General features: G+C 73.2%; 21 protein-coding genes. 12 read left to right on the top strand and 9 right to left on the bottom strand.

Features of this window, described 5'->3' with window-relative positions; translation table 11 throughout:
* The first annotated feature begins 24 nt into the window (after positions 1 to 24).
* Positions 25 to 582, top strand: a complete 558-nt coding sequence (locus PP1_RS01440) for a YceI family protein (RefSeq protein ID WP_010235396.1) — start codon at positions 25 to 27, stop codon at positions 580 to 582.
* Positions 583 to 657: 75 nt separating this feature from the next.
* Positions 658 to 1,389 carry a helix-turn-helix domain-containing protein gene (locus tag PP1_RS01435; protein ID WP_170918896.1) on the top strand — a complete coding sequence of 244 codons (732 nt, stop codon included), beginning with the start codon at positions 658 to 660 and terminating at the stop codon, positions 1,387 to 1,389.
* On the opposite strand, the gene PP1_RS01430 is transcribed toward PP1_RS01435, so the two are convergent.
* A complete protein-coding gene (locus PP1_RS01430; protein WP_010224429.1) occupies positions 1,379 to 2,353 on the bottom strand; it encodes a LysR family transcriptional regulator in 975 nt (324 codons plus the stop codon). The genes PP1_RS01435 and PP1_RS01430 overlap by 11 nt on opposite strands.
* A gap of 109 nt (positions 2,354 to 2,462) precedes the next feature.
* On the opposite strand from PP1_RS01430, the gene PP1_RS01425 reads away from it, so the two are divergent.
* Genes PP1_RS01425 through PP1_RS01410 form a run of 4 tightly spaced genes read left to right on the top strand, consistent with a single transcriptional unit; the run spans position 2,463 to position 7,148 of the window.
* Positions 2,463 to 3,773, top strand: a complete 1,311-nt coding sequence (locus tag PP1_RS01425; protein ID WP_010224428.1) for a CitMHS family transporter — start codon at positions 2,463 to 2,465, stop codon at positions 3,771 to 3,773.
* 43 nt (positions 3,774 to 3,816) lie between these two features.
* A complete protein-coding gene (locus PP1_RS01420; protein WP_010224427.1) occupies positions 3,817 to 5,118 on the top strand; it encodes an acyclic terpene utilization AtuA family protein in 1,302 nt (433 codons plus the stop codon).
* Entirely contained in the window at positions 5,105 to 5,440 is a 336-nt protein-coding gene (locus PP1_RS01415) for an AtuA-related protein (protein ID WP_010224426.1), read from the top strand. The genes PP1_RS01420 and PP1_RS01415 overlap by 14 nt, the downstream gene beginning before the upstream one ends.
* Positions 5,441 to 5,480: 40 nt before the next feature.
* The gene (locus tag PP1_RS01410) at positions 5,481 to 7,148 is read left to right on the top strand and encodes an SLC13 family permease (protein ID WP_010224425.1); all 1,668 of its coding nucleotides are present in this window, start codon (positions 5,481 to 5,483) and stop codon (positions 7,146 to 7,148) included.
* A 13-nt stretch (positions 7,149 to 7,161) separates the two neighbouring features.
* Here PP1_RS01410 and PP1_RS01405 read toward each other — a convergent pair whose 3' ends face one another.
* Positions 7,162 to 7,560 (bottom strand): VOC family protein, encoded by a 399-nt coding sequence (locus PP1_RS01405; protein ID WP_010224424.1) that lies wholly within the window; start codon positions 7,558 to 7,560, stop codon positions 7,162 to 7,164.
* Positions 7,561 to 7,761: 201 nt separating this feature from the next.
* Here PP1_RS01405 and PP1_RS01400 point away from each other — a divergent pair, with 201 nt between their 5' ends.
* On the top strand, positions 7,762 to 8,286 hold the full coding sequence (locus tag PP1_RS01400) for a DUF1059 domain-containing protein (RefSeq protein ID WP_010224423.1): 525 nt from the start codon (positions 7,762 to 7,764) through the stop codon (positions 8,284 to 8,286).
* Positions 8,287 to 8,365: 79 nt separating this feature from the next.
* On the opposite strand, the gene arc is transcribed toward PP1_RS01400, so the two are convergent.
* From arc to PP1_RS01385, 3 genes are all read right to left on the bottom strand, one after another.
* On the bottom strand, positions 8,366 to 10,147 hold the full coding sequence (gene arc, locus PP1_RS01395; RefSeq protein ID WP_050802187.1) for a proteasome ATPase: 1,782 nt from the start codon (positions 10,145 to 10,147) through the stop codon (positions 8,366 to 8,368).
* A gap of 277 nt (positions 10,148 to 10,424) precedes the next feature.
* Complete coding sequence (locus PP1_RS01390; protein WP_010224421.1) at positions 10,425 to 11,318, bottom strand: tRNA (adenine-N1)-methyltransferase; 894 nt, start codon at positions 11,316 to 11,318, stop codon at positions 10,425 to 10,427.
* Between the two features lie 11 nt (positions 11,319 to 11,329).
* Entirely contained in the window at positions 11,330 to 11,923 is a 594-nt protein-coding gene (locus PP1_RS01385; RefSeq protein ID WP_083697350.1) for a signal peptidase I, read from the bottom strand.
* 84 nt (positions 11,924 to 12,007) lie between these two features.
* Between PP1_RS01385 and PP1_RS01380 the strand changes: the two genes are divergently transcribed.
* The 4 genes from PP1_RS01380 (at position 12,008) to PP1_RS01365 (ending at position 15,716) form a co-directional block, all read left to right on the top strand.
* On the top strand, positions 12,008 to 12,592 hold the full coding sequence (locus PP1_RS01380) for a TasA family protein (protein ID WP_010224419.1): 585 nt from the start codon (positions 12,008 to 12,010) through the stop codon (positions 12,590 to 12,592).
* The gene (locus PP1_RS01375) at positions 12,589 to 13,896 is read left to right on the top strand and encodes a calcium-binding protein (RefSeq protein WP_075314240.1); all 1,308 of its coding nucleotides are present in this window, start codon (positions 12,589 to 12,591) and stop codon (positions 13,894 to 13,896) included. The genes PP1_RS01380 and PP1_RS01375 overlap by 4 nt, the downstream gene beginning before the upstream one ends.
* Before the next feature lie 96 nt (positions 13,897 to 13,992).
* The gene (locus PP1_RS01370) at positions 13,993 to 14,865 is read left to right on the top strand and encodes a RecB family exonuclease (protein ID WP_075301595.1); all 873 of its coding nucleotides are present in this window, start codon (positions 13,993 to 13,995) and stop codon (positions 14,863 to 14,865) included.
* Positions 14,862 to 15,716, top strand: a complete 855-nt coding sequence (locus PP1_RS01365; protein ID WP_010227424.1) for a thioesterase family protein — start codon at positions 14,862 to 14,864, stop codon at positions 15,714 to 15,716. The genes PP1_RS01370 and PP1_RS01365 overlap by 4 nt, the downstream gene beginning before the upstream one ends.
* A 78-nt stretch (positions 15,717 to 15,794) precedes the next feature.
* Here PP1_RS01365 and hisG read toward each other — a convergent pair whose 3' ends face one another.
* From hisG to metH, 4 genes are all read right to left on the bottom strand, one after another.
* Positions 15,795 to 16,685: an ATP phosphoribosyltransferase gene (hisG, locus tag PP1_RS01360; RefSeq protein ID WP_010227422.1), complete on the bottom strand. Its 891-nt coding sequence runs from the start codon at positions 16,683 to 16,685 to the stop codon at positions 15,795 to 15,797.
* 51 nt (positions 16,686 to 16,736) lie between these two features.
* Positions 16,737 to 17,000, bottom strand: a complete 264-nt coding sequence (locus PP1_RS01355; protein ID WP_010227420.1) for a phosphoribosyl-ATP diphosphatase — start codon at positions 16,998 to 17,000, stop codon at positions 16,737 to 16,739.
* A gap of 190 nt (positions 17,001 to 17,190) precedes the next feature.
* The gene (locus PP1_RS01350; RefSeq protein ID WP_010227419.1) at positions 17,191 to 17,889 is read right to left on the bottom strand and encodes an HAD family hydrolase; all 699 of its coding nucleotides are present in this window, start codon (positions 17,887 to 17,889) and stop codon (positions 17,191 to 17,193) included.
* Complete coding sequence (gene metH / locus PP1_RS01345; protein ID WP_075315084.1) at positions 17,882 to 21,538, bottom strand: methionine synthase; 3,657 nt, start codon at positions 21,536 to 21,538, stop codon at positions 17,882 to 17,884. Before metH ends, PP1_RS01350 begins: the two co-directional genes overlap by 8 nt.
* A 138-nt stretch (positions 21,539 to 21,676) precedes the next feature.
* Here metH and PP1_RS01340 point away from each other — a divergent pair, with 138 nt between their 5' ends.
* Complete coding sequence (locus PP1_RS01340) at positions 21,677 to 22,567, top strand: PAC2 family protein (protein ID WP_010227415.1); 891 nt, start codon at positions 21,677 to 21,679, stop codon at positions 22,565 to 22,567.
* Positions 22,568 to 22,571: the final 4 nt, after the last annotated feature.

The following is a 22,571-nucleotide window of genomic DNA, read 5'->3' as shown; positions in this document are numbered from 1 at the left end:
CAACTAACTACCCCAGGAGATTCCATGAGCGCCCCCACGAAGATCCCCGGCTACATCGCAGGCACCTGGGACATCGACCCGGTGCACTCCGACGTCGCGTTCGTCGTCCGTCACATGATGGTCAGCAAGGTCCGTGGCCGCTTCGAGCAGGTCTCCGGTGAGCTCGTCACCGCCGAGAACCTCGAGGACTCGACCGTCACCGCCACCATCGACGCCTCCTCCCTGAGCACCGGCAACGAGCAGCGTGACGGTCACATCCGCTCGGCCGACTTCTTCGAGGTCGAGAAGTACCCGGAGTGGACCTTCCGGTCCACCGGGCTCGCCGCCAAGGGTGACGACTTCGTGCTCACCGGCGACCTGACCCTCAAGGGCGTCACCAAGCCCGTCGAGCTGGACCTCGAGCTGAACGGCTTCGGCCCGGACGCCTGGGGCGGCACCCGCGCCGGCTTCACGGCGACCACCACCATCAAGCGCTCGGAGTTCGGTGTCGACATCGAGCTGCCGATGGACGGTGGCGGCGTCGTCGTCAGCGAGAAGGTGGGCGTCGAGCTGGAGATCCAGGCCGTCCTGCGCGCCTCCTGACCGACCGCATCATCCCCGGGAGCCCCGGTCCGCGACGTGCGGCCCGGGGCTCCGGCGCGTCGTAGGCTCCACACCGTGGCGGGATACCGGGAGATCACGCCGGACGGACCGGACGCCGGCCTGCTCGAGTGCGCCTGGCAGAGCCGGCACGACCGGCCGCACGCCCAGCGCGTGCTGCCCGACGGCTGCATGGACCTCCTGCTCCTCGACGCCCGGCTCACCGTCGCGGGCCCGGACACGGCCGCCCACCTGGCGACCGGCCCGGCGGGCGCCGTGACGACGGGGCTGCGGTTCCGGCCCGGCATCCTGCCCGGCCTGCTGGGCGTGCCCGCCGACGCGCTGCGGGACGCCCGGACCCCACTGGAGGACCTGCTGCCGGGTCCACCGCCGCGCGCCGTGACGGACACCGTGCGGGCGCTCGCGGACGACCCGGACGCCGACGACGTCCCCCGGCTCCTGCTGGGTGTCACCCGCGCCCTCCGCGACGCGGCGGACGACCGGCGCCCGCTCCCCGATCCGCTCCCCCGGCCCGCGCTGCGGGCGCTGGCCCGCGGGACGCCCGCCGCCGAGGTCGCCGATCTGCTCGGGATCACCTCCCGCACGCTGCACCGGCGCTGTCTCGCGACGCTCGGCTACGGCCCGTCGGTGGCCCGCCGGGTGCTGCGGTTCCGGGCGGCGAGCAGCCTGCTGTTCGCCGGGGTGCCCACGGCCGAGGTCGCCGCCCGCACCGGCTACGCCGACCAGCCGCACCTGTCCCGCGAGGTACGGGCGCTGGCCGGCGTCTCCCCCACGACGCTCACGGGCTGACCGGTCCGGGCCGGTCCCCGTCCGGGGGCCCGACCCACTCCGCGTGCTCCGGCAGCGACGGCCGGTCCCGGTCGGCGCCGGTCAGCATCGCCGCGAACGCCTGCGCCGCGGGCACGGGATGCCGGCCCCGTGGCACGACCAGCGCGATCCGCCGCGTGAGCACCGGGCCGTCGAGCGGTACCGCGACCAGCCCGGCGAACCCGGTCAGCGGGACGACGAGGCCCGGGACCGCCGTCACACCCAGCCCGGCGGCGACGAGCCCGGCGACGGCGGCGATGTTCCGTGCCGCCAGCCCCCGTTCCGGACGGGCGCCGGCCAGGAGCAGGGCCCGGTCCACGTGCTGGCGGATGCTGGTCGTCGGGTCGAAGTCCACGAGCGGCTCGCCGTCCAGGTCCGCCCAGCGCAGCCGGGGGCACCCGGCGAGCCGGTGGTCCGGCGGGACGAGTGCGCAGAACCGGTCCGCCGCGACCGGGGTCGCCAGGAGGTCGGGCGGGGCGGCGCCGTCGTCGTCGGGCAGGACCGTCACCGCGAGATCGGCCCGCCCGGTCCGCACCCGCTCGAGGACCTCGTCGGCCAGCGCGTCGGACATCTCGGTCCGCACCCCGGGGCGGGCCCCGCGGAACGCGGACACCACGCCGGGCAGCAGGATCGCCGCGAGCGATGGCAGCGTGGCGATGCGGACCGCGCCCTCCCGGCCGCCGAGGAAGCCGTCGACGTGCCGCAGCTCGGACTCGACGGCGTCGAGGGCACGCCGGGCCGCGGCCACCACGGCGCTCCCGGCCGGGGTCGGCTCCAGCCGCCGGGTGGTCCGCTCGAACAGGCGCACCCCCAGACGTCGTTCGACGTCGGCGACGACCCGGCTCAGCGACGGCTGGGCGACGCGCAGCGTGTGCGCGGCCGCGGTGAACCCAACGGCGTCGTGCACGGCGACGACGGCCCGGAGCTGCTGCAACGTGAGATCCATAGGCCCACCGCATCAGTCGATCCACATCTGGTCTTTGACGAGCATAGGTCCCGGACAGCAGCGTGTGCGGCGGGCCACAGCCGGTCCACCGCCGACGAGGAGGTCGACGATGCTCGCCGCGATCGGATTCCTGACCATCGCCGTGTTCCTGGCGGCGGTGCTCTCCGGACGGGTGTCGGTGCTGCTGGCACTGACGGTGGTCCCCGCCGCGGGTGCCGTCGTCGCCGGGCTCGCCGGCGGCCTCGGGGACTACGTCACCGACGGTCTCGACACCGTCGCCCCGGTCGCGATCATGATCACCTTCGCGATCCTCTACTTCAGCCTGATGCTCGACTCCGGGCTGTTCGACCCGGCGATCCGGCGGGTGGTGCGCTGGGCGGGCGGTGACCCGCTCAAGATCTGCGTCGGCACCGCGGCGCTGACCGTCCTGGTCGCGCTGGACGGCGACGGCGCCTCCACGTTCCTGATCATGGTGAGCGCCATGCTGCCGCTCTACCAGCGGCTCGGCATGCGCCGGATCGTCCTGGCGGGCCTGGTCTGCCTCGGCGCGGGCGTGATGAACATGGTCCCGTGGGGCGGGCCGACCGCCCGGGCCATGGCGGCACTCGATCTCGACGCGACCGCCGTGTTCGTGCCGCTGCTGCCCGCCATGGGCGCCGGCATCGCGTGGGTGCTGCTCGCGGCCTACCTGATCGGGCGCGCGGAGCGGCGCCGCCTCGGCGTCGTCGAGCTCGATCCGGAGGCCACCCCGGCGGACGCCCCGGGCGCCGCGGCCGCGCCCGTCGTGCGGTCCCGTGCCGACCGGGTCCGGTTCGCCCTCAACGTCGTGCTCACGCTCGCGCTGGTCGTGGTGCTGCTGTTCCAGCTCGCCGATCTGCCGGTGGTGTTCCTGTGCGCCTTCGTGCTCGCGCTGCTGGTGAACCGGCCGACCTGGGACGGGCAGCGGGCGCTGTTCGAGAAGCACGGCCACAACGTCGTCCTGGTCACCGCGATGATCTTCGCCGCGGGCGTGTTCACCGGCGTGCTCGGCGGCACCGGGATGATCACGGCGATGGCGGAGTCGATCGTCTCCCTGGTCCCGGACGGGGCCGGGTCGCTGGTGCCGGTCGCCGTCGCCGTCACCTCGATGCCGTTGAGCCTCGTGTTCACCCCGGACGCCTACTACTTCGGCGTGCTGCCGGTGCTCGCCGAGACCTCGGCGGCGCTCGGCGGCGACCCCGCCGAGGTCGCCCGGGCCGCCGTCCTGGGCCAGATGACGACCGGTTTCCCGCTCAGCCCGCTCACCGCCTCCACCTTCATCCTGCTCGGGATGACGGGCGTGGAGCTGGGCCGCCACCAGCGGTTCGTCTTCGGCTGGGCGTTCGGCACCACGCTGGTGATGACCGTCGTCGCGCTCGCCACGGGCGCACTGACCCTCTGACCCGCCCCGACCCGACCCGACCCGACCGAGGAGGACGCACGCGATGCCCCCGACCACGACCCGGATCGGCAGCGGCGCCGGGTTCGCCGGCGACCGGATCGACCCGGCCGTCGAGCTGGCCCGCCACGCCCGCCTCGACGACCTGGTGCTGGAGTGCCTGGCCGAGCGGACGATCGCGCTCGGCCAGCGCCGCAGGTTGGCCGACCCGGGGGCCGGCCACGACCCGCGGCTGGAGCAGCGCCTGACCGCACTGCTCCCCGACCTGCTCGCCGGTGGTGTCCGGCTGCTGACGAACATGGGCGCGGCCAACCCGCCTGCGGCCGGCCGGATCGTACGCGACCACCTCGACCGGCTCGGGTCGACGGCCCCGGTCGCCGTCGTCACCGGCGACGACGTCCTCGACCGGATCGATCCGGACGCCCCCGCCGCCGAGGACGGGCGCCCGCTGCGCGCGCACGGCGAGCTCGTCTCGGCGAACGCCTACCTGGGTGCCGACGCGCTGCTGCCGGCGCTGGAGTCGTCGGCGGCGGTCGTCGTCACGGGCCGGGTCGCGGACCCGTCGCTGTTCCTGGCCCCGCTCGCGCAGCGGCTGGGCTGGGACCTCGCCGACCCCGGGCCCGCCGCGGCCGGGACGCTGGTCGGGCACCTGCTCGAGTGCGCGGGCCAGCTCACCGGCGGCTACGCGGCCGATCCGGGGGCGTTCGACGTCCCGGGCCTCGCCCGGCTGGGGTTCCCGTTCGCCGACGTCGCGGCGGACGGCAGCGCCGTCTACGGCAAGCCGGACGGCAGCGGCGGGCGGCTGGACCGCCACACCGTCCGCCAGCAGCTGCTCTACGAGGTCACCGATCCGACCGGCTACCGCACCCCGGACGTCCTGCTGGACCTGCGCGGCGTGCGGGTCGACACCGCGGGCCCCGACCGGGTCCGGGTGACGGGCGCACGGGGCCGGGCCCGGCCCGACGAGCTCAAGGTCAGCGTGGGCTACCGGGCGGGGCACCGGCTGGAGGCCGGGATCTCCTACGTCGGGCCGAACGCGGCCGCGCGGGCCCGGCTGGCCGCCGACGTCGTCGCCGAACGGGTCCGCGGGCTGCCGGTCGCCCCGCGGATCGAGGTCCGCGGCGGCGACGAGGACGCCCGGCTGCGGGTCGCGGCCGTCGACCACGACACCGGCGCACTGGACGTCCTCGGGCACGAGGTCGAGGCGCTCTACACGAACGGTCCGGCGGGCGGGGGCGGCGCCCGCGCGCACGTCGACGAGGTCATCGGTGTGCTGTCCACCCTGGTCCCGCGGGCCGCCGTCGCCCCGCACGTCACCCTGCTGGAGGCCGGCCGTGCGGCTGCATGAGATCGCGTACTGCCGGGCCGGGGACAAGGGCACCGTCGCGACCCTGACCGTCGTCCCGCACGACGACGCCGGCTACGACGACCTGGTCGCCGCGCTGACCCCGGACCGGGTCCGTGCCGCGCTGGACCGGTGGGTCGGCGGCGAGGTGATCCGCCACGAGCTCCCGCTGGTGTGCTGCCTGCAGTTCGTCTGCACCGGGGTGCGGGGTGGCGGGGTCACGGTGTCGGCCGAGCTCGACACCCACGGGAAGTCGCTGTCCTCCCGGCTCCTCGACCTGGAGATCGGGGTGGACCATTCGGACATATCCAGATCAATCGGATAGGTTCGTCCCCCGAACGAGCAGCGCGGCACGAGGGGGACGTATGGCCACGACCGACCCGGGGACGTCGGAGAACCCGACCGAGGAGCGCAGGCCGGCCGGGGACGAGCCCCCGCCCGGCACCGGAGGGACGACCGCGGCCGACGGCCGCTCACCGGGCCGCACCTGGGCTTTCCGGGCACTCGGCGTGGGCCTCGGGGCGCTGACCTGGATCCTCCTCGGGGCCGCGCAGACCCTCGAACCCGACGCCCGGATCGTCGCTGCGATCGGGGTGCTGATGGCGGCCTGGTGGGTCACCGAGGCGGTGCCGCTCTCCGCGACCGCGCTCCTGCCGATCGTGCTGTTCCCCGCACTCGGGGTGGTCGGCGTCTCCGACATCACGGCCGACTACGGCGATCCGATCGTGTTCCTGTTCCTCGGCGGGTTCCTCATCGCCATCGCGATGCAGAAGTGGCACCTGCACCGGCGCATCGCGCTCCTGACGCTGCGGACCGTCGGCACCTCCCCGACCCGGATCGTGCTCGGGATGATGATCGCGACCGGGTTCCTGTCGATGTGGGTGTCGAACACGGCGACCACCCTGATGATGCTCCCGATCGCGCTGTCGGTCCTGGCCCTCGTCGCGGAGCGGGCAGGCAGCTCGGGCGACTCGGTCCGCCGCGGAGCCCCGATCAGCGAGACCGTCCGCGATCCCGCGGTGCGGACCTTCGGGGTCGGGCTCGTCCTGTCGGTGGCCTGGGCGTCGTCGATCGGCGGTCTCGGGACGCTCCTCGGGAGCCCGCCCAACGCGATCGTCGCCGGTTACGTCGCGGACGAGCTCGACCGCGAGATCAGCTTCCTCGGCTGGATGCAGCTCGGCGTGCCGATCGTGGTCGTGTTCATCGGTGTGGCATGGCTGCTCATCACGCGGTTCCTGTTCCGCACCGACCTCACGGAGATCCCCGGCGGCCGGGAGATGATCGACGACCAGCTCCGCGGGATGGGCCCCGCCAGCACGGCCGAGAAGCGGGTGCTGGGCGTGTTCGCCGGTGCGGCGGTGCTCTGGATCGTGCCGGGCATCCTCACGGAGTTCGCCGCGATCGACGCCGCGCTGCCGTGGCTGGGCGGGATGAACGACACCGCGATCGCCATCGCGGCGGGTCTCGCGCTGTTCCTCCTGCCCGCGGACACCGAGCCGCCGGACGAGCCGCGCGAGGGCACCGGTGCCGTACGGCCGTACCGGATGCTCCTGGTCTGGGAGGACGCCCAGCGGGGACTGCCCTGGGGCGTGCTGCTGCTCTTTGGCGGCGGGCTCGCCCTGGCCGGTGCGGTCGCCTCCAGCGGTCTCGACGAGTTCATCGGCGCGAGCGTCGCCGGTCTCGGGGTCCTGCCGATCCTGCTGCTCGTCGGCGCCGTCGTGCTGATCGTGCTGTTCCTGACCGAGGTCACCAGCAACACCGCCACGGCCGCGACGTTCATCCCGGTGCTCGGCGGCGTGGCGATCGGCATCGGGGCCGACTCGATGACCCTGCTGATCCCGGCCGCGCTCGCCGCGACCTGTGCGTTCATGTTGCCGGTCGGGACACCGCCGAACGCGATCGTCTTCGGGTCCGGCGTGGTCACGATCGGCCAGATGGCCCGTGGCGGGCTGGCACTGAACGTCGTCGGCGTCGTGCTGATCACCCTGTTCGCCTACCTGCTCGGTGGGTGGGCACTCGGCCTGCAGTTCTGACCGGCCGGAGGGCTCACACCCAGGCGAACAGGTCGAGCGGGGACCCGTCCGGGTCGCGGACGGTCGCGTAGCGCTGGCCCCACGGCGCGTCGAACGGGTCGAGCACCGACTCGTACCCGGCGCCGGTGATCCGCTTCCAGGCGTCGTCGACGGCGGACGCACCCGGCAGCCGGAACGCGACCGACATGCGTCCGTCGCCGGTCGGGGCCGCGCCGGGGTGGAAGCCCTCCACCATCGACTGCAGGTCCAGGGCCAGCCGGATGCCGCCGCGCAGGGTCGTCTCCACGTGCGGCGACGACTCCGCGCCGTCCGGGAACTCCAGGCCCACCAGCCGGTAGAAGGCCACCGAGCGGGCCATGTCCGTCACCATGATGCCGATCATGTCGAGCTCGGCGCCGATCGTCTCGTCCATGGGCGGAAGGCTAGGCCCGGGCCCGCCCCCGCGTCGTGAACGGATCGGACACGGTGTCGGCGGGTCCGTTGCGATCGGCAATCGTGACGACGTCGCCGTCGGGTCCCCGCCGCTACTCTGCTCGCCCGTCGACCGGGACTCCGGGCCGCGACGACTGCACGCGATCCGCCGCTGCGCGCGCGGCGCCCCGGCGAGGGATCGGTGACCCACCCGACCGTCGTACCGGAGGACATGATGACCAGGAAGATCGTCGACTGCCGCGAGATGCCGAGCGAGTCCGGCTGCACGCTGACCCTGACCGGCGAGGAGGCCGAGGTCCTCGACGCCGCCTGCGGGCACGCCGTGGCCGTGCACGGCCACACGGACGGCCCCGAGCTGCGGGACGCGATCCGCGCCGGCATGCGGACCGCCCCGCTGGACGCCGCCGACGGTTCGTTCGTCCAGATGATCGAGTTCGACACGAACCGCATCGAGGACATGGACGGGCTCGTCGAGGAGTGGATGCGCGAGATCGGCACCGAGCGCACCGCGCAGTGGTACGTCGTCGCCGAGGACCGGGAACGCCCCGGCACCTACGTGGAGGTCGTCGGCTTCCCGAGCCACGAGCTGGCGATGCGCAACTCCGACCACCCGGCCACCACCCGGATCGCCGAGCGGATGCAGAAGATCGCGACCGGCGAGCCGACGTTCCGCAACCTCGACGTCGTCCGCGCCCGGACGCCGTGAGCCCCTGATCCCGCGGAGTGCCCGACGACGGACGGCCCCGCCACGGAGACCGTGGCGGGGCCGTTCGCCGGGTGCGTGCCTACAGGTACTGGCCGGTGTTCGACGCGGTGTCGATCGCGCGGCCGGTGGCCTCGTTCTTGCCGGTGACCAGGGTGCGGATGTAGACGATCCGCTCGCCCTTCTTGCCCGAGATCCGGGCCCAGTCGTCGGGATTGGTGGTGTTCGGGAGGTCCTCGTTCTCCGCGAACTCGTCGACGATCGCGTCCAGCAGGTGCTGGACCCGCAGGCCCGTCTGACCGGACTCGAGCACCGACTTGATCGCGGACTTCTTCGCCCGGTCGACGATGTTCTGGATCATCGCGCCCGAGTTGAAGTCCTTGAAGTAGAGGGTCTCCTTGTCACCGTTGGCGTAGGTGACCTCCAGGAACCGGTTCTCCTCCGACTCGTCGTACATCCGCTCGACGATGCGCTGGATCATCCCGTCGACGCACGCCTTGCGGCTGCCGCCGAACTCGGCGACGTCGTCGTCGTGGATGGGCAGGGTCTCGGTGATGTACTTGGAGAAGATGTCCTGCGCACCCTCGGCGTCCGGACGCTCGATCTTGATCTTCACGTCCAGCCGCCCGGGCCGCAGGATCGCCGGGTCGATCATGTCCTCGCGGTTCGAGGCGCCGATCACGATCACGTTCTCCAGGCCCTCGACGCCGTCGATCTCGGCGAGGAGCTGGGGCACGATCGTCGTCTCGACGTCGGAGGACACCCCCGAGCCACGGGTCCGGAAGATCGAGTCCATCTCGTCGAAGAACACGATCACCGGGGTACCGGCCGAGGCCTTCTCCCGGGCCCGCTGGAAGATGAGCCGGATGTGCCGCTCGGTCTCGCCGACGAACTTGTTGAGCAGCTCCGGGCCCTTGATGTTCAAGAAGAACGCGCGGCCCTCGTCCGGGTCGTCGCCCCGCTGCTTGGCGATCTTCTTCGCCAGCGAGTTCGCGACGGCCTTCGCGATGAGCGTCTTCCCGCAGCCGGGCGGTCCGTAGAGGAGCACGCCCTTGGGCGGGCGGAGCTCGTACGTGGTGAACAGCTCGGTGTGCAGGAACGGCAGCTCGACCGCGTCCTGGATCTGCTCGATCTGCCGGGACAGGCCACCGATGTCGTGGTAGGCGATGTCCGGGACCTCCTCCAGCACGAGGTCCTCGACCTCGGCCTTGGCGACCCGCTCGTAGGCGTAGCCCGCCCGCGAGTCGACCATGAGGGAGTCCCCGGACTTGAGCGGGCTGGTGCCCTCCTCGTCGCCCAGGTCGAACAGCGGTGCGGCGAGCCACACCACCCGTTCCTCGTCGGAGTGGCCGACGACCAGGCCGCGACCGGCCGAGCCGTCGTCACCGGGCTTGGTGATGATCTCGCGCAGCGAGTACAGGTCGCCGACCTGCTCGAAGCCCATGGCCTCGACCACGGTCAGCGCCTCGTTCAGCCGGACCGACTGCCCGCTGCGGAGCTGCTCGCCCTCCACCGCGGGCGAGACGGGGACGCGCATCCGGCGGCCGGAGGTGAAGACGTCGACGGTGTCGTCGTCGTACCGGCCGAGGAACACGCCGTATCCGGACGGGGGTTGGGCGAGCCTGTCGACCTCCTCGCGGAGTGCGACCAGCTGCCCCCTCGCCTCCTTGAGGGTCTCGGTGAGCTTCTCGTTGCGCGCGTTGAGCGCGGAGAGCCGGCTCGTGGTCTCGGCCAGGCGCTGCTCCAGCACTCGGGCGTGCCGGGGCGTCTCGGTCAGCCGCTGACGCAGCGTCGCGATCTCGCTCTCGAGGTGACGGATGTGCTCCGCGGTCTCGGCCGGGCCGAGATCGTGACCAGATTGGATGTCCCGCCTGCCGGGACCGTCGTCGTAGGGGTGGTTCACGGCAGCCTCCCTCCGTGTTCCGTCTCACCACGGTACCCGGGCGGGGGAACCGCGGCGGTGCGTCGAACCGGTGATCCGGGCCTCAGCCGGTCGGCACCACGTGGTCACTCTGCGGCTTCTCGCCCGTCACCGCCACGTCCACACGGAGGGGACTTCGTAACGTTCTTGTTCCGCGCCGGGCGCGTCGCGGTCCGCCGCCAGGGCGATCCGGGTGAATCCCCTGGTGCGGACGCCGTCCTCAGCGGCCGGTCGGGCGGCGCTGCTGCCGGGGCGGGGTCACGCCGTCGGCGAGCCGGCGCGACGTCACCAGGAAGGCGGTGTGCGCGATCATCCGGTGCTCCGGCCGGACCGCGAGCCCCACGACGTGCCACGGCCGGACCATGGCCTCCCACGCCTCCGGCTCGGTCCAGCACTGCATCTCGCGGAGCTTCTCGGTGAGCACCGACAGCTGGGTCGTGGTCGCCACGTACCCGACGAGGATCCCGCCCGGGACCAGGCTCTCCTTCACCGTGTCGAGCACGTCCCACGGCGAGAGCATGTCCAGGACGACCCGGTCGACCTCGCCTCGGTGCTCGCGGACGTCGCCGACGGTGAGGTCCCAGTGCGGCGGGCGGTGCCCGAAGAACTTCTCGACGTTGCTCACCGCGTGCGGGGCGTGGTCGTCGCGGACCTCGTAGGACACGACCCGGCCGGTCGGCCCGACGGCCTGCAGCAGTGAGCAGGTCAGAGCCCCGGACCCCGCACCGGCCTCCAGCACCCGGGCGCCCGGGAAGACGTCGCCCCACATCAGGATCTGTGCGGCGTCCTTCGGGTAGATCACCTGCGCGCCGCGCGGCATCGACAGGACGTAGTCGGCCAGCCGCGGCCGCAGGGCCAGGTAGGGGGTGTTCGCGGCGGAGTGGACGAGGCTGCCCTCGTCGGCGCCGATGATGTCGTCGTGCTCGATCTGGCCGCGGTGGGTGTGGTAGGCGCCACCCGACTCGAGGACGACGGTGTAGTGGCGTCCCTTCGGGTCGGTCAGCTGGACCCGGTCCCCGTCCCGGAACGGGCCGCCGCGCCGGGGCGGCTCCCAGGTGACGGTGTCGTCGGAGGCGGCGAGGGGACCGTCGGGGGTCGGGAGGGCGTCGTGCACGGGCGACGACGCTAGCCGCGCGCCCCACCCGTCCCGCCGCCGGGGCGCCCGCCCCGCTTCGGCACCAGCAGCACCAGCCCGATCAGCAGCAGCACCGCACCCCCGCCGACGACCAGCCCGGGCCCGGTCCGCAGGAAGCCGGCGGCGCCACCGACCCACGGCAGGTGGTACCAGAGCCGCCCGAGGAGGTTCTCCGCCGTGACCGGGTGCGGGTCGGGCGCGGCGTTCGCGTCCCCGCGGGTCGTGAACACCGGCCCCGGTGCCACCTCGACGACCCGGTGGGTCACCGTGCGGGTCTCCCCGCTCGCAGGGTCGCGGTCGACGAACGAGACGACGTCGCCCACGACGACCGATCCCGGGTCGACCGGGCGGGAGACGACCAGTGACCCCACCGGCAGCGTCGGCACCATGCTCCCGGAGAGCACCGTCAGCGCCCGCGACCCGGTCGCGGCCGGGACCACGGCCACCGCCACGGCGACCGCGACCGCCGCGAGGACGAGCAGGGTGACCAGCCCGCCGACCAGCCGGCCGGGCAACGAGCGGCGGGGAGCGGGCTCGGCCGCCGGCCAGGACGCACGGGAGGGTCCGGAGGAATGTCGGCCCATCCGCTCACCATAAGTGCCCGCTACGGCACGTGCAGTACACGATCGAGCGGTGACCTGCGGCGACCCGGTGGGAAAGAGTGTCCCATGGACAACCGCAAGCGCCTCGCGATCGGCATCGCGGCCGTGGCGGTGGCTGTGCTCGCCATCGGCCTCGGCACCTATGCCGCCTTCACCGACACCGAGGACGGCCCGTCCGGCAACGCCGCGTCCGGCACCCTCGACCTGACCGTCGGCTCCAACGCGAGCACGACCTTGTTCAACCAGGACAACATCGCCCCCGGGTTCAGCACGACCGTCGACGTCACGGTGCGGAACGTCGGGACCGTCCCCGGCACCGTCACCGGGAACCTGACCGTCACCGGTGCCGACGTCACCTGCACCGAGCCGGAGGCGGAGGCGGAGGGCGTCGCGGCAGGCAAGTGCGCCGCCGGCGGGAACCTGCAGGACCAGATGACCGTCCAGGTGCTGTCCGGGCCCGGGGTGACGACGCCGGCCGCCGCCGTCCCGCTGAAGACCTTCGTCAACTCGCCGCTCCCGGCCGGGACGCTCGGGGGCAACTCCGACGGCGTCTACAAGCTGCAGTTCGCCCTCCCGGCGGCGGCCGACAACAAGGTGCAGGGTGACCGGATCTCGATCGGGTCGACGTTCACCCTGAACCAGAACACGTGAGCCCGGCGGTCCCCCGGCGGCGGGCGGTGCTCGCGCTGGGGGCCGCGGTCGTGCTGGTCGCGGTCTCCGCCGCGGCCTGGGGCACCTGGGCGACCTTCGTCGACCGGGATCCCGGAGCGGCAGGCGCCACCTCGTCGGCGACGGTCGTGCTGGGCGGCCGGTCGGCGCCGCCCGCCGTCGCGCTCACCGGGCTCCGCGCCGGGTCCACGACGACCGCGACGGTCACCGTGGACTACCGGGGCACGGTGCCCGCGACGCTGTCGTTGTCGCTGCCCGCGACGACGTCGACGGCGTGCACCAACGGGGTCGGTGGCCTCCTCGACGGGCTCAACGTCGGGTCGCTGGTCGTCACGCTCGGGTCGCGCGCCGCGGAGTCGTACTGCGCGCTGCTCGACGGGAAGGACCGCGTCGTCGCGACGCTGCAGCCGGGGACCGTGACGACGGTCCCGGTGAAGGTGACGGTCGGGGCGATCGTGCTGCTGCCGCGTACCGAGGCCGCCACCCTGCGGCTCAAGGTGAGCGGCGGGTTCACCGACCGGGTCGACGGCACCCTCCGCATCACGACGAACCTGCTGGGCACGCGGTCGCTGCGGGTCGCCGCGCCCGCCGCCTCCTCCCCCACCGTCGCCCCGGCCGTGGCGGCGCCGCCCGCCGAGTGCGTCGACGCCGGCATCACCGAGCCCGCCGAGACGATCAGCCTGTCCGGGAACGGGGCGACCTTCGACGCCCGCACCGAGCGACCGGGGGCGACCGGCCCGTTCCTGATCATCAGCACCCCCGGTGCGGACCGGATCACCGGCTCGCCCGGGCGGGACTGCATCGTCGGGGCCGGGGGCGACGACGTGCTCGACGGCGGCGCCGGGGACGACGTCCTCGTCGGCGGCGACGGTGACGACCGGCTCACCGGCGGCGACGGGGCGGACCGGCTCTACGGCAACGCCGGTGCCGACACGCTCCTCGGTGGCCCGGAGGACCCGCCCGCGGCCGACGTCCTGCACGGCGGGGCCGACGGCGGCGACTGCCCGGACGCCGGGCCCGAGGACGCCGTCACCGCGTGCACCGTCCCCCCGGGGCCCGCCGCACCGGCACCGGCCACCCCGGAGCCGGGGAGCCCGGCTCCGGCCGTGCCCGAGGGGACCCCGGACGGCCCCGCGACGGAGCCCGCCCCGCCGGCCGGCAGCACCGCACCGGAACCAGCCGCACCGGCGCCCCCGGCCGCGGACCCGGCCGCCCCCGGGGCCGTCCCCGAGGGCGCGCCCGATCCGGACGGCCCCGGTGCGGCCACGACGACGCCGCCGGGCTGAGCGGGACCGTCGGGGGTCCCGGTTAGCCTCGGGATCGTGACCGCCGAGGAGCCGCTCCCCCACCCGGCCGCCGCGGTGCCGCCCGCCGCGGGGGTCGTGGAGGCCGGGTCCGCCGGTCCGGCGCCGCGCCCGCCCGCGCTGTCGCCGTCGCGGGCGGCGGACTTCCGGCGCTGCCCGCTGCTCTACCGGTTCCGGGCCGTCGACCGGCTGCCCGAGCCGCCGTCCCGCGCGCAGGTCCGCGGCACCCTCGTGCACGCGGTGCTGGAGCGGCTGTTCGCGCTGCCGGCGCCCGAGCGCACCCCGGCGGCGGCACGTGCCCTGCTCGGCCCCTGCTGGGACGAGCTGTCCGCCGGGCTCGGCGACGCGGTCACCGGCGGCCCGCTGTTCACCGGTCCCGGCGACCCGGAGCTGGCGGTGTGGCTGGACTCCGCGGCCGGGCTGCTCGACACCTACTTCACCCTCGAGGACCCGGCGGAGGTCCCCGCGGTGGCCGTGGAGGAGCGCGTCGAGACGAGTCTCGACGGGGCGGACGGCGTCGTCCCACTGCGGGGGATCGTGGACCGGCTCGACGAGTCACCGGACGGCACGCTGCGGGTCGTCGACTACAAGACCGGTGCGACGCCCGGCGAGGGCTTCGAGGGCTCGGTGCTGTTCCAGCTGAAGTTCTACGCGCTCACGGTGCTGCTCACCCGCGGCCGGGTCCCCGACGAGCTGCGGCTGCTGTACCTGTCCGACGGCACCGCGCTGACCTACCGGCCGGACGAGGACGAGCTGCACCGCTTCGCCCGTCTCCTCGACGCCGTCTGGTCCGCGATCCGGCGGGCGGCACCGACCGGGGACTTCCGCCCGAACCGGGGGCGGGCCTGCCGCACGTGCGACCACCGCGCGCACTGCCCCGCCTGGGACGGCGTGCCACCGCCCTACCCCGGGTGGCCCGGTGACGCCGCGGGCGAGGCCGTCGGGGCATGATCGCGGCCGTGACGTCCCCCATTCCCCCCGGACCGTTCTACCTGCCCCACGGCGAGCGCACCGGCGACGGCGGCGGCACCGTCGGCGAGTTCGAGGCGACCCCGTCGACCACCGGCCCGTGGTACGCCGACGCCCAGCACATGGGGCCGCCGTCCGCGCTGCTGGTCCGGGCGATGGAGCGCCTGCCCGAGTCGCGCCCGGGTGGCGCCGAGGCGGGTTGGCGACTCGCCCGCGCGTCGGTCGAGGTGCTGGGCATGGTCCCGGCCGGCCCGGTCACGGTCACCGCGGAGGTCGAGCGGCCGGGCCGCACCATCGAGCTGCTCTCGGCGACGATGTCGGCGGGCGGTCGCGACGTGCTCCGGGCGCGGGCCTGGCGGCTCGCCGCCGGCGACACCGCCGGTGCCGAGCAGGGCGCGGTCGCGCCGCTGCCGGGCCCGGGGACCGGCACGATCCGCACCGAGCGGCCCGACGGCTGGCTGCCCGGCTTCCTCGACGCCACCGAGTGGTCGTGGCTCGGCGGCGACGAGCTGGGCGCTCTCGGGCCGGCGCGGGCCTGGGTCCGGCTCCGGGTCCCGCTGGTCGACGGTGAGGAGCCGACCCCGGCGCAGCGGCTGATGGTCGCCGCGGACTGCGCGAACGGCGTCGCGGCGCCGCTGGACGTCCGGAAGTGGCTGTTCGTCAACACGGAGCTGACCGTGCACCTGCACCGGGCGCCGGAGGGCGAATGGATCGGGGTCGACGCCGCCACCGTCATCGGGCCGGACGGGCTCGGCACCTGCTCGGCCACCCTGTTCGACGAGCACGGCCACACCGGCCGCAGCGGTCAGGCGCTCACCGTGCGCCCGCGCTGAGCGCGGCGCCCCACCCCGCACACGACGGCGGCCCGCCCCGGGATCCGGGAGCGGGCCGCTGTCGTGGGAGCGGACGACTCAGCTGCCGTGGCCGTTCACGGTCATGGCGCGGCACGACCGGATCTCCGAGGTCAGGATCGCGGTCGCGCCGATCGTGGCGAGCCGGTCCATGACCCGGTTGGTGTCCTTGGTCGGGACCATCGTACGGACCGCGACCCAGCCGGCCTTCCGCAGCGGGGAGACGGTCGGCGCCTGCAGGCCCGGGGCCACCTTCTCCACGTCGGGCAGCAGCGACTCGGGGCAGTCGAAGTCCATCATCAGGTACTCGCGGGCGAGGACGACACCCTGGAGCCGGTCGGCGAACACCCGCTTGGTCGACGTGACGTCGCCGTCCTCGACGCGGTCGGGACGCTTCTCGCGCTCGATGAGCGTGGCCTGCGACGTCGCGATCGGGTCACCGATGATCTGGAGCCCGTGCTGGCGCAGCGTCCGCCCCGAGGAGACGACGTCGGCGATGGCGTCGGCCAGGCCGAGCTGGATCGAGATCTCCACGGCACCGTCGAGCTTCACGATCTCGGCGCCGATCCGCTTGCCGGACAGGTACGAGCGGACCAGCCGCGGGTACGACGTCGCGATCTTGCGGCCGTCGAGGTCCTCGAGCTTCCAGTCCGAGTCGGTCGGCGCCGCGAAGTGGAACCGGGACTTGCCGAAGCCCAGCGGGAGGATCTGCTGGGTCTGGCTGCCGGACTCCTCCATGAGGTCGAAGCCGGTGATGCCCAGGTGCAGGTCGCCCTTGCCGACGTAGGTGGCGATGTCCTTGGGCCGCAGGTAGAAGAACTCGATCTCGTTCTCCTCGTCGACCACGCTGAGGTCACGTGAGTCGGTCCGCTGGCGGTACCCCGCCTCGCGCATCATCGTGGCGGCGGGCTCGGCCAGGGTGCCCTTGTTCGGCAGTGCCACGCGGAGCATGACGCTCTCCTGAATCTCGGTCTCGGCTGTGCTGTCTGGTGCGGGCGGGAGCTACAGATGCTTGTAGACGTCCTCGAGGGCGAGCCCCCGTTGGATCATGATCACCTGTAGCCGGTAGAGCAACTGCGAGATCTCCTCGGCCAGCTCGTCGTCACCCTGGTACTCCGCGGCCAGCCACACCTCGCCGGCCTCCTCCAGCACCTTCTTGCCCTGGGCGTGCACCCCGGCGTCCAGTGCGGCGACGGTCCCCGAGCCTGCCGGCCGCTCCGTGGCCTTGGCCTGGAGCTCGGCGAACAACCCGTCGAATGTCTTCACGTGCATCGACCCCTTCCGCCGACCAGTGTGAACCGTGACGCGGCCGACACCACCGGAGACCCGGGGCTCCGAGCCGTGCGGGCAACGCACCGCGCCGGGTGGTTCACCCTTTGTGACCAGCCCGGGCGCGTGCGGCCGTTCGTCGCCGGCGACGAACCGCTCGCACGTGACCGGGGAGGCGGGGACCGTCTCAGCCGCGGGCGCGGACCTCGGCCAGCACCGCGGCCAGCTCCGCAGGCCCGACGCCGTCGAGGGAGTCGCGCTGCACGCGCCGCTCCCCCGCCGGGACGGCCAGCTCGCACGGCACCACGAGCACCGCGCACCCGGCCCGCTCCGCGGACAGCGCGCCGGTCGGCGAGTCCTCCACCGCCACGCAGTCACCGGGGTCGAGCCCGAGCAGCTCCGCCCCGCGGCGGTACGGCTCGGGCCCCGGCTTCGGCTCGGCCACCTCGTCGCCGGGGACGACGGCCGCGAAGTGCTCGCGGCCCAGCGTCTCCAGCGCGCGCTCCACCAGCACCCGGATCGTGTTGGTGACCAGGACCGCCGGGATCCCCTCGGCGCGCAGCGCCCCGAGGAGCTCCCGCGCGCCCGGTCGCCACGGCACGCCGTGCGCGAACAGCTCGCCGGCCCGGTCGTAGAGCCACTCACCGGTCTCCCGGTACTCGTCGGCGGGGACGCCTGCCGGGTCCCGGCCCGCCTCGCGGAAGCAGATCCGCAGCGACGAGTCGAGCGACCCGCCGACCGACTCCAGACGCGCCTCCGTGGACAGCGGAGGCGCGCCGAGGTGCTTCATGAGGTCGTTGAGGGCGACCTCCCACACCTTCTCGGAGTCAATGAGCGTGCCGTCCATGTCCAGCAGCACGCCCCGCAGCGCCCGCGGCTCAGGCATCGGGGTTGTACCCGAGGTTGGGCCGCAGCCACCGCTCGACCTCGTCGACCTCGGTGCCGAGCCGGCCCGCGTAGTCGGTGACCTGGTCGCGCCCGATCCGGCCCACGGTGAAGTACCGGGAGTCGGGATGGGCGAACATCATGCCGCTGACGGCGGCCGCCGGGGTCATCGCGTACGACTCGGTCAGTTCGATGCCCAGCTCCTCCGCGCCGAGCAGGTCGAACAGCGGACGCTTCTGGGTGTGGTCCGGGCAGGCCGGGTAGCCGAACGCCGGCCGGATGCCGCGGAACTTCTCGCCGAGGAGCTCCTCGAGCGGCTGCTCGGCACCGGGCTCGAACCACTGCCGGCGTGCCTGGAGGTGCGCGTACTCGGCGAACGCCTCCGCGAGCCGGTCGGCCAGCGCCTTCACCATGATGGCCCGGTAGTCGTCGAGGGCGTCCTCGTACTCCTTGGCCATCTCCTCCGCACCGTGGATGGAGACCGCGAAGGCGCCGAGGTGGTCGCCCTCGGGCGCCACGTAGTCGGCGAGGCTGCGGTTGGCGCGGCCCTCCGGCTTCTTGGTCTGCTGGCGCAGCATCGGCAGCCGGACGTCACCCGCGTCCGGCGAGATGACGATGTCCTCGCCCTCGGCGTGCGCGGGCCAGAACCCGTAGACGCCCTTCGCCGTGAAGCGGTCGCCCTCGATGATCTCGTCGAGCATCGCGTTGGCGTCGTCGTAGAGCTCCTTGGCCACCGGCGAGTTCAGGATCCCGGGGAACTTGCCCTTGAGCTCCCAGGCCAGGAACAGGAACTGCCAGTCGATCAGCTCGCGCAGCTCCGCGATGGTCGGCGCGCACTCGCGGACCCCGGTGAACTCCGGCGCGGGCAGGTCGTCGAAGGTGACCTGCTCGCGGTTGGCCACCGCCTCCTCGAACGGCAGCAGCGGCTTGGCCTCCCGGTTCGCGTGCTGCTCGCGCAGCCGCTCCTGGTCCTCGCCGTTGCGCTTGCCCAGGGCCTCCGCGCGGTCGTCGTCGAGCAGGTCGGAGACCACCCCGACGACGCGGGAGGCGTCGAGCACGTGGAGCACGTTGCCGTCGTAGGCGGGCGCGATCTTCACCGCGGTGTGCTGGCGCGAGGTCGTCGCCCCACCGATGAGCAGCGGCAGCTTGAGCCCCCGGCGCTCCATCTCCGCGGCGACGCCGACCATCTCGTCCAGCGACGGGGTGATGAGACCCGACAGGCCGATGACGTCGGCGTTCTCCGCGACGGCGGTGTCGAGGATGGTCTGCGCGGGCACCATCACGCCGAGGTCGACGACCTCGTAGCTGTTGCAGCCGAGCACCACACCGACGATGTTCTTGCCGATGTCGTGGACGTCGCCCTTGACCGTGGCCATGACGACCTTGCCGTTGCCGCGGTCGTCGATCTCCCCGCGGGCCCTGGCCTCCTCCTTCTCCTCCTCCATGTACGGCTCGAGGTAGGCGACCGCCCGCTTCATCACGCGCGCCGACTTCACCACCTGCGGGAGGAACATCTTGCCGTCGCCGAACAGGTCGCCGACGACCTTCATGCCGTCCATGAGCGGACCCTCGATGACGTGCAGCGGCCGGTCGGCCTCGGCGCGCGCCTCCTCGGTGTCCTCCTCGATGTAGTCCACGATGCCGTGCACCAGGGCGTGCGAGATCCGCGAGCGGACGTCGTTCTCCCGCCAGCTGAGGTCGACCTTGCGCTGGGTGCCCTCGCCCTTGAACCGGTCGGCGCTCTCGACGAGCCGGTCGGTGGCGTCGGGACGCCGGTTGAACAGGACGTCCTCGACCATCTCGAGCAGGTCGGCCGGGATGTCCTGGTAGACCGCGAGCTGGCCGGCGTTGACGATGCCCATGTCCAGGCCGGCCTGGATGGCGTGGAACAGGAACGCCGAGTCCATCGCCTCGCGGACGACGTTGTTGCCACGGAAGGCGAACGACAGGTTCGAGACGCCACCGGAGATGTGCGCGCCCGGGCAGCGCTCCTTGATCCGCGGGAGGGCCTCGATGAAGTCCTTCGCGTAGTCGTTGTGCTCCTCCATGCCGGTGGCGATGGCGAGGATGTTCGGGTCGAAGATGATGTCCTCGGGCGGGAGGCCCGCCTTCTCGACCAGCAGGTCGTAGGCCCGTCCGCAGATCTCGACCTTCCGGTCGGCGGTGTCGGCCTGGCCCGTCTCGTCGAACGCCATGACGACGACGCCCGCCCCGTAGGACCGGACCGTCGCGGCCTGGCGGAGGAAGGGCTCCTCCCCCTCCTTCAGGCTGATCGAGTTGACGACGCCCTTGCCCTGCACGCACCGCAGCCCGGCCTCGACGACCGACCACCGCGAGCTGTCGATCATGATCGGCAGCCGGGCGATCTCCGGCTCGGTGGCCAGCAGGTTCAGGAAGGTCGTCATCTCCTCGTCGGACTCGAGGAGGTCGGCGTCCATGTTGACGTCGAGCATGTTCGCGCCGCCGCGGACCATGTCCAGCGCGACGTCGAGCGCGCCGTTGTAGTCCTTCGACTCGATGAGCCTGCGGAACCGCTTGGACCCGGTGACGTTGGTCCGCTCACCGATCATCACGAAGCCGGTGTCCGGGACGATGTCGAACCGCTCGAGCCCGGAGAACCGGGTCCGGTGGGCGGGCTCCACGGGGGTCCGCGGGGCCACGTCCTTGACCGCGCCCGCGATCTCGCGGATGTGGTCGTGCCCGGTGCCGCAGCACCCGCCGACGATGTTCACCAGGCCGGACTCGGCGAACTCGCGGAGCAGGGCCGCGGTCTGGTCCGGGGTCTCGTCGTAGCCGCCGAAGGCGTTCGGGAGGCCGGCGTTCGGGTAGCTCGCGGTGAAGGTGTCGCTGATCTCGGACAGCGCGACGACGTGCGGGCGCATGTCCTCGGCACCCAGCGAGCAGTTCAGGCCGACGACCAGCGGGTCGGCGTGCCGGATCGAGGTCCAGAAGGCATCCACGGTCTGCCCGGACAGCGTCCGGCCCGACCGGTCGACGATCGCCACCGAGATCCAGATCGGCAAGTGCGGCGCGATGTCGTGCGCGGCGTGCAGGGCGGCCTTCGAGTTCAGCGTGTCGAAGATCGTCTCGATCAGCAGCAGGTCCACACCGCCGTCGTCCAGCGCCGCGATCTGCTCGGCGTAGGACTGGTAGACCTCCTGGTAGGTCACCGCGCGGAACGCCGGGTCCTCGACCTTCGGCGACAGCGACAGGGTGACGTTCAGCGGCCCGATGGAGCCCGCGACCCACTTGGGCTCGCCGGTCTCCGCCTCCGACTCGTCGGCCGCCTGCCGGGCCAGCTTCGCGGCCTCGACGTTCATCGCCACCACGTGGTCCTCGAGGCCGTAGTCGGCCTGGCCGATGGTGGTGGCGGTGAAGGTGTTCGTCGTCGTGAGGTCGGCGCCGGCCGTGAAGTAGCGCCGGTGACTGTCCAGGATCAGGTCCGGACGGGTCAGGTTCAGCAGGTCCGGGTCGCCGTTGGTGTCCTTGTGGTGGCCCTCCAGCCACTCCGCCTTGTAGTCGTCGGCGGTGAGGCCCAGGCCCTGGATGACGGTGCCCCAGGCACCGTCGATGACACCGATCCGGCTGCCGAGGAGTTCCCGCAGCTGGCCGGTTCTCCGTTCCGCCGTGGCGACCCGCTCGGGGTCGATGCGGCGGGTGGAGATGTCGCCGTCCGAAGAGGTGCTCACCGAGTGATCCGCTCCCGTCGTAGATGACACGATCAGTCAGGCTACCCCGGGCCGGGGTATCGCCCGGGTTCTGAAGCCCCGGGGCCGTAGGCTGGGCCGATGACCGACCGAGAGCCGAGCACCACGGGCGGGGCGGACGCCCCCGACCTGGTCGAGCCGGTCCTCATCGCCGCGTTCGAGGGCTGGAACGACGCCGGGGAGGCCGCGAGCACCGCGCTGGAACACCTGGAGCTCAGCTGGGACGCCGAGCCTCTGACCTCGATCGATCCCGAGGAGTACTACGACTTCCAGGTGACCCGGCCGCACGTGAAGCTCGCCGGCGGGGTGACACGGAAGATCGAGTGGCAGACGACCCGGCTGTCGTGGGCCACGCTGCCGGGCACGGACCGGCACGTCGTGCTGGTCAGCGGCATCGAACCGAATCTGCGCTGGCGTTCGTTCTGCGCCGAACTGGTCGGTCACGCCGAGCGCCTGGGGGTGACGAAGGTCATCACACTCGGAGCCCTGCTCACGGAGGTCCCGCACACCCGGCCGACGCCGGTGAGCGGGACGTCGTGGGACGCGGACTCGCTCAAGGAGATGGGCACCGAGCCGTCGAACTACGAGGGCCCGACCGGGATCGTGGCGGTGTTCCAGCAGGCCTGTGTGCAGGCCGGGATCCCGGCGCTGTCGTACTGGGCCGAGGTGCCGCACTACGTCTCGCAGGCGCAGGTCCCGAAGGCCGCGGTCGCGCTGCTGCACCGGATCGAGGAGGCGCTCGACGTCGAGGTGCCGCTCGGCGGGCTCCCGGAGAAGGCCGAGGAGTGGGAGCGCACCGTCTCCGAGATGGCCGACGCCGACGACGAGGTGCGGGAGTACGTCCGCCAGCTCGAGGAGCAGGCGAACGAGACCGAGGAGGAGGAGACCCGCACCGAGCTGCGGGAGACCTCGGGCGACACGATCGCGGCCGACTTCGAGCGCTACCTGCGCCGTCGCGGCCCGAACTCCTGACGGG

The sequence above is a fragment of the Pseudonocardia sp. P1 genome, from assembly GCF_000178675.2.
GTDB lineage: Bacteria > Actinomycetota > Actinomycetes > Mycobacteriales > Pseudonocardiaceae > Pseudonocardia.
Note: the sequence above shows the minus strand (reverse complement) of the source record. Positions and strands in the feature narration are given on the sequence as shown.

Coding starts and splice junctions, on each gene's coding strand:
- PP1_RS01440 (WP_010235396.1), top strand. CDS start 25: ATGAGCGCCCCCACGAAGATCCCCGGCTACATCGCAGGCACCTGGGAC.
- PP1_RS01430 (WP_010224429.1), bottom strand. CDS start 2,353: ATGGATCTCACGTTGCAGCAGCTCCGGGCCGTCGTCGCCGTGCACGAC.
- PP1_RS01425 (WP_010224428.1), top strand. CDS start 2,463: ATGCTCGCCGCGATCGGATTCCTGACCATCGCCGTGTTCCTGGCGGCG.
- PP1_RS01420 (WP_010224427.1), top strand. CDS start 3,817: ATGCCCCCGACCACGACCCGGATCGGCAGCGGCGCCGGGTTCGCCGGC.
- PP1_RS01410 (WP_010224425.1), top strand. CDS start 5,481: ATGGCCACGACCGACCCGGGGACGTCGGAGAACCCGACCGAGGAGCGC.
- PP1_RS01405 (WP_010224424.1), bottom strand. CDS start 7,560: ATGGACGAGACGATCGGCGCCGAGCTCGACATGATCGGCATCATGGTG.
- PP1_RS01385 (WP_083697350.1), bottom strand. CDS start 11,923: ATGGGCCGACATTCCTCCGGACCCTCCCGTGCGTCCTGGCCGGCGGCC.
- PP1_RS01380 (WP_010224419.1), top strand. CDS start 12,008: ATGGACAACCGCAAGCGCCTCGCGATCGGCATCGCGGCCGTGGCGGTG.
- PP1_RS01365 (WP_010227424.1), top strand. CDS start 14,862: ATGATCGCGGCCGTGACGTCCCCCATTCCCCCCGGACCGTTCTACCTG.
- hisG (WP_010227422.1), bottom strand. CDS start 16,685: ATGCTCCGCGTGGCACTGCCGAACAAGGGCACCCTGGCCGAGCCCGCC.
- PP1_RS01350 (WP_010227419.1), bottom strand. CDS start 17,889: ATGCCTGAGCCGCGGGCGCTGCGGGGCGTGCTGCTGGACATGGACGGC.
- PP1_RS01340 (WP_010227415.1), top strand. CDS start 21,677: ATGACCGACCGAGAGCCGAGCACCACGGGCGGGGCGGACGCCCCCGAC.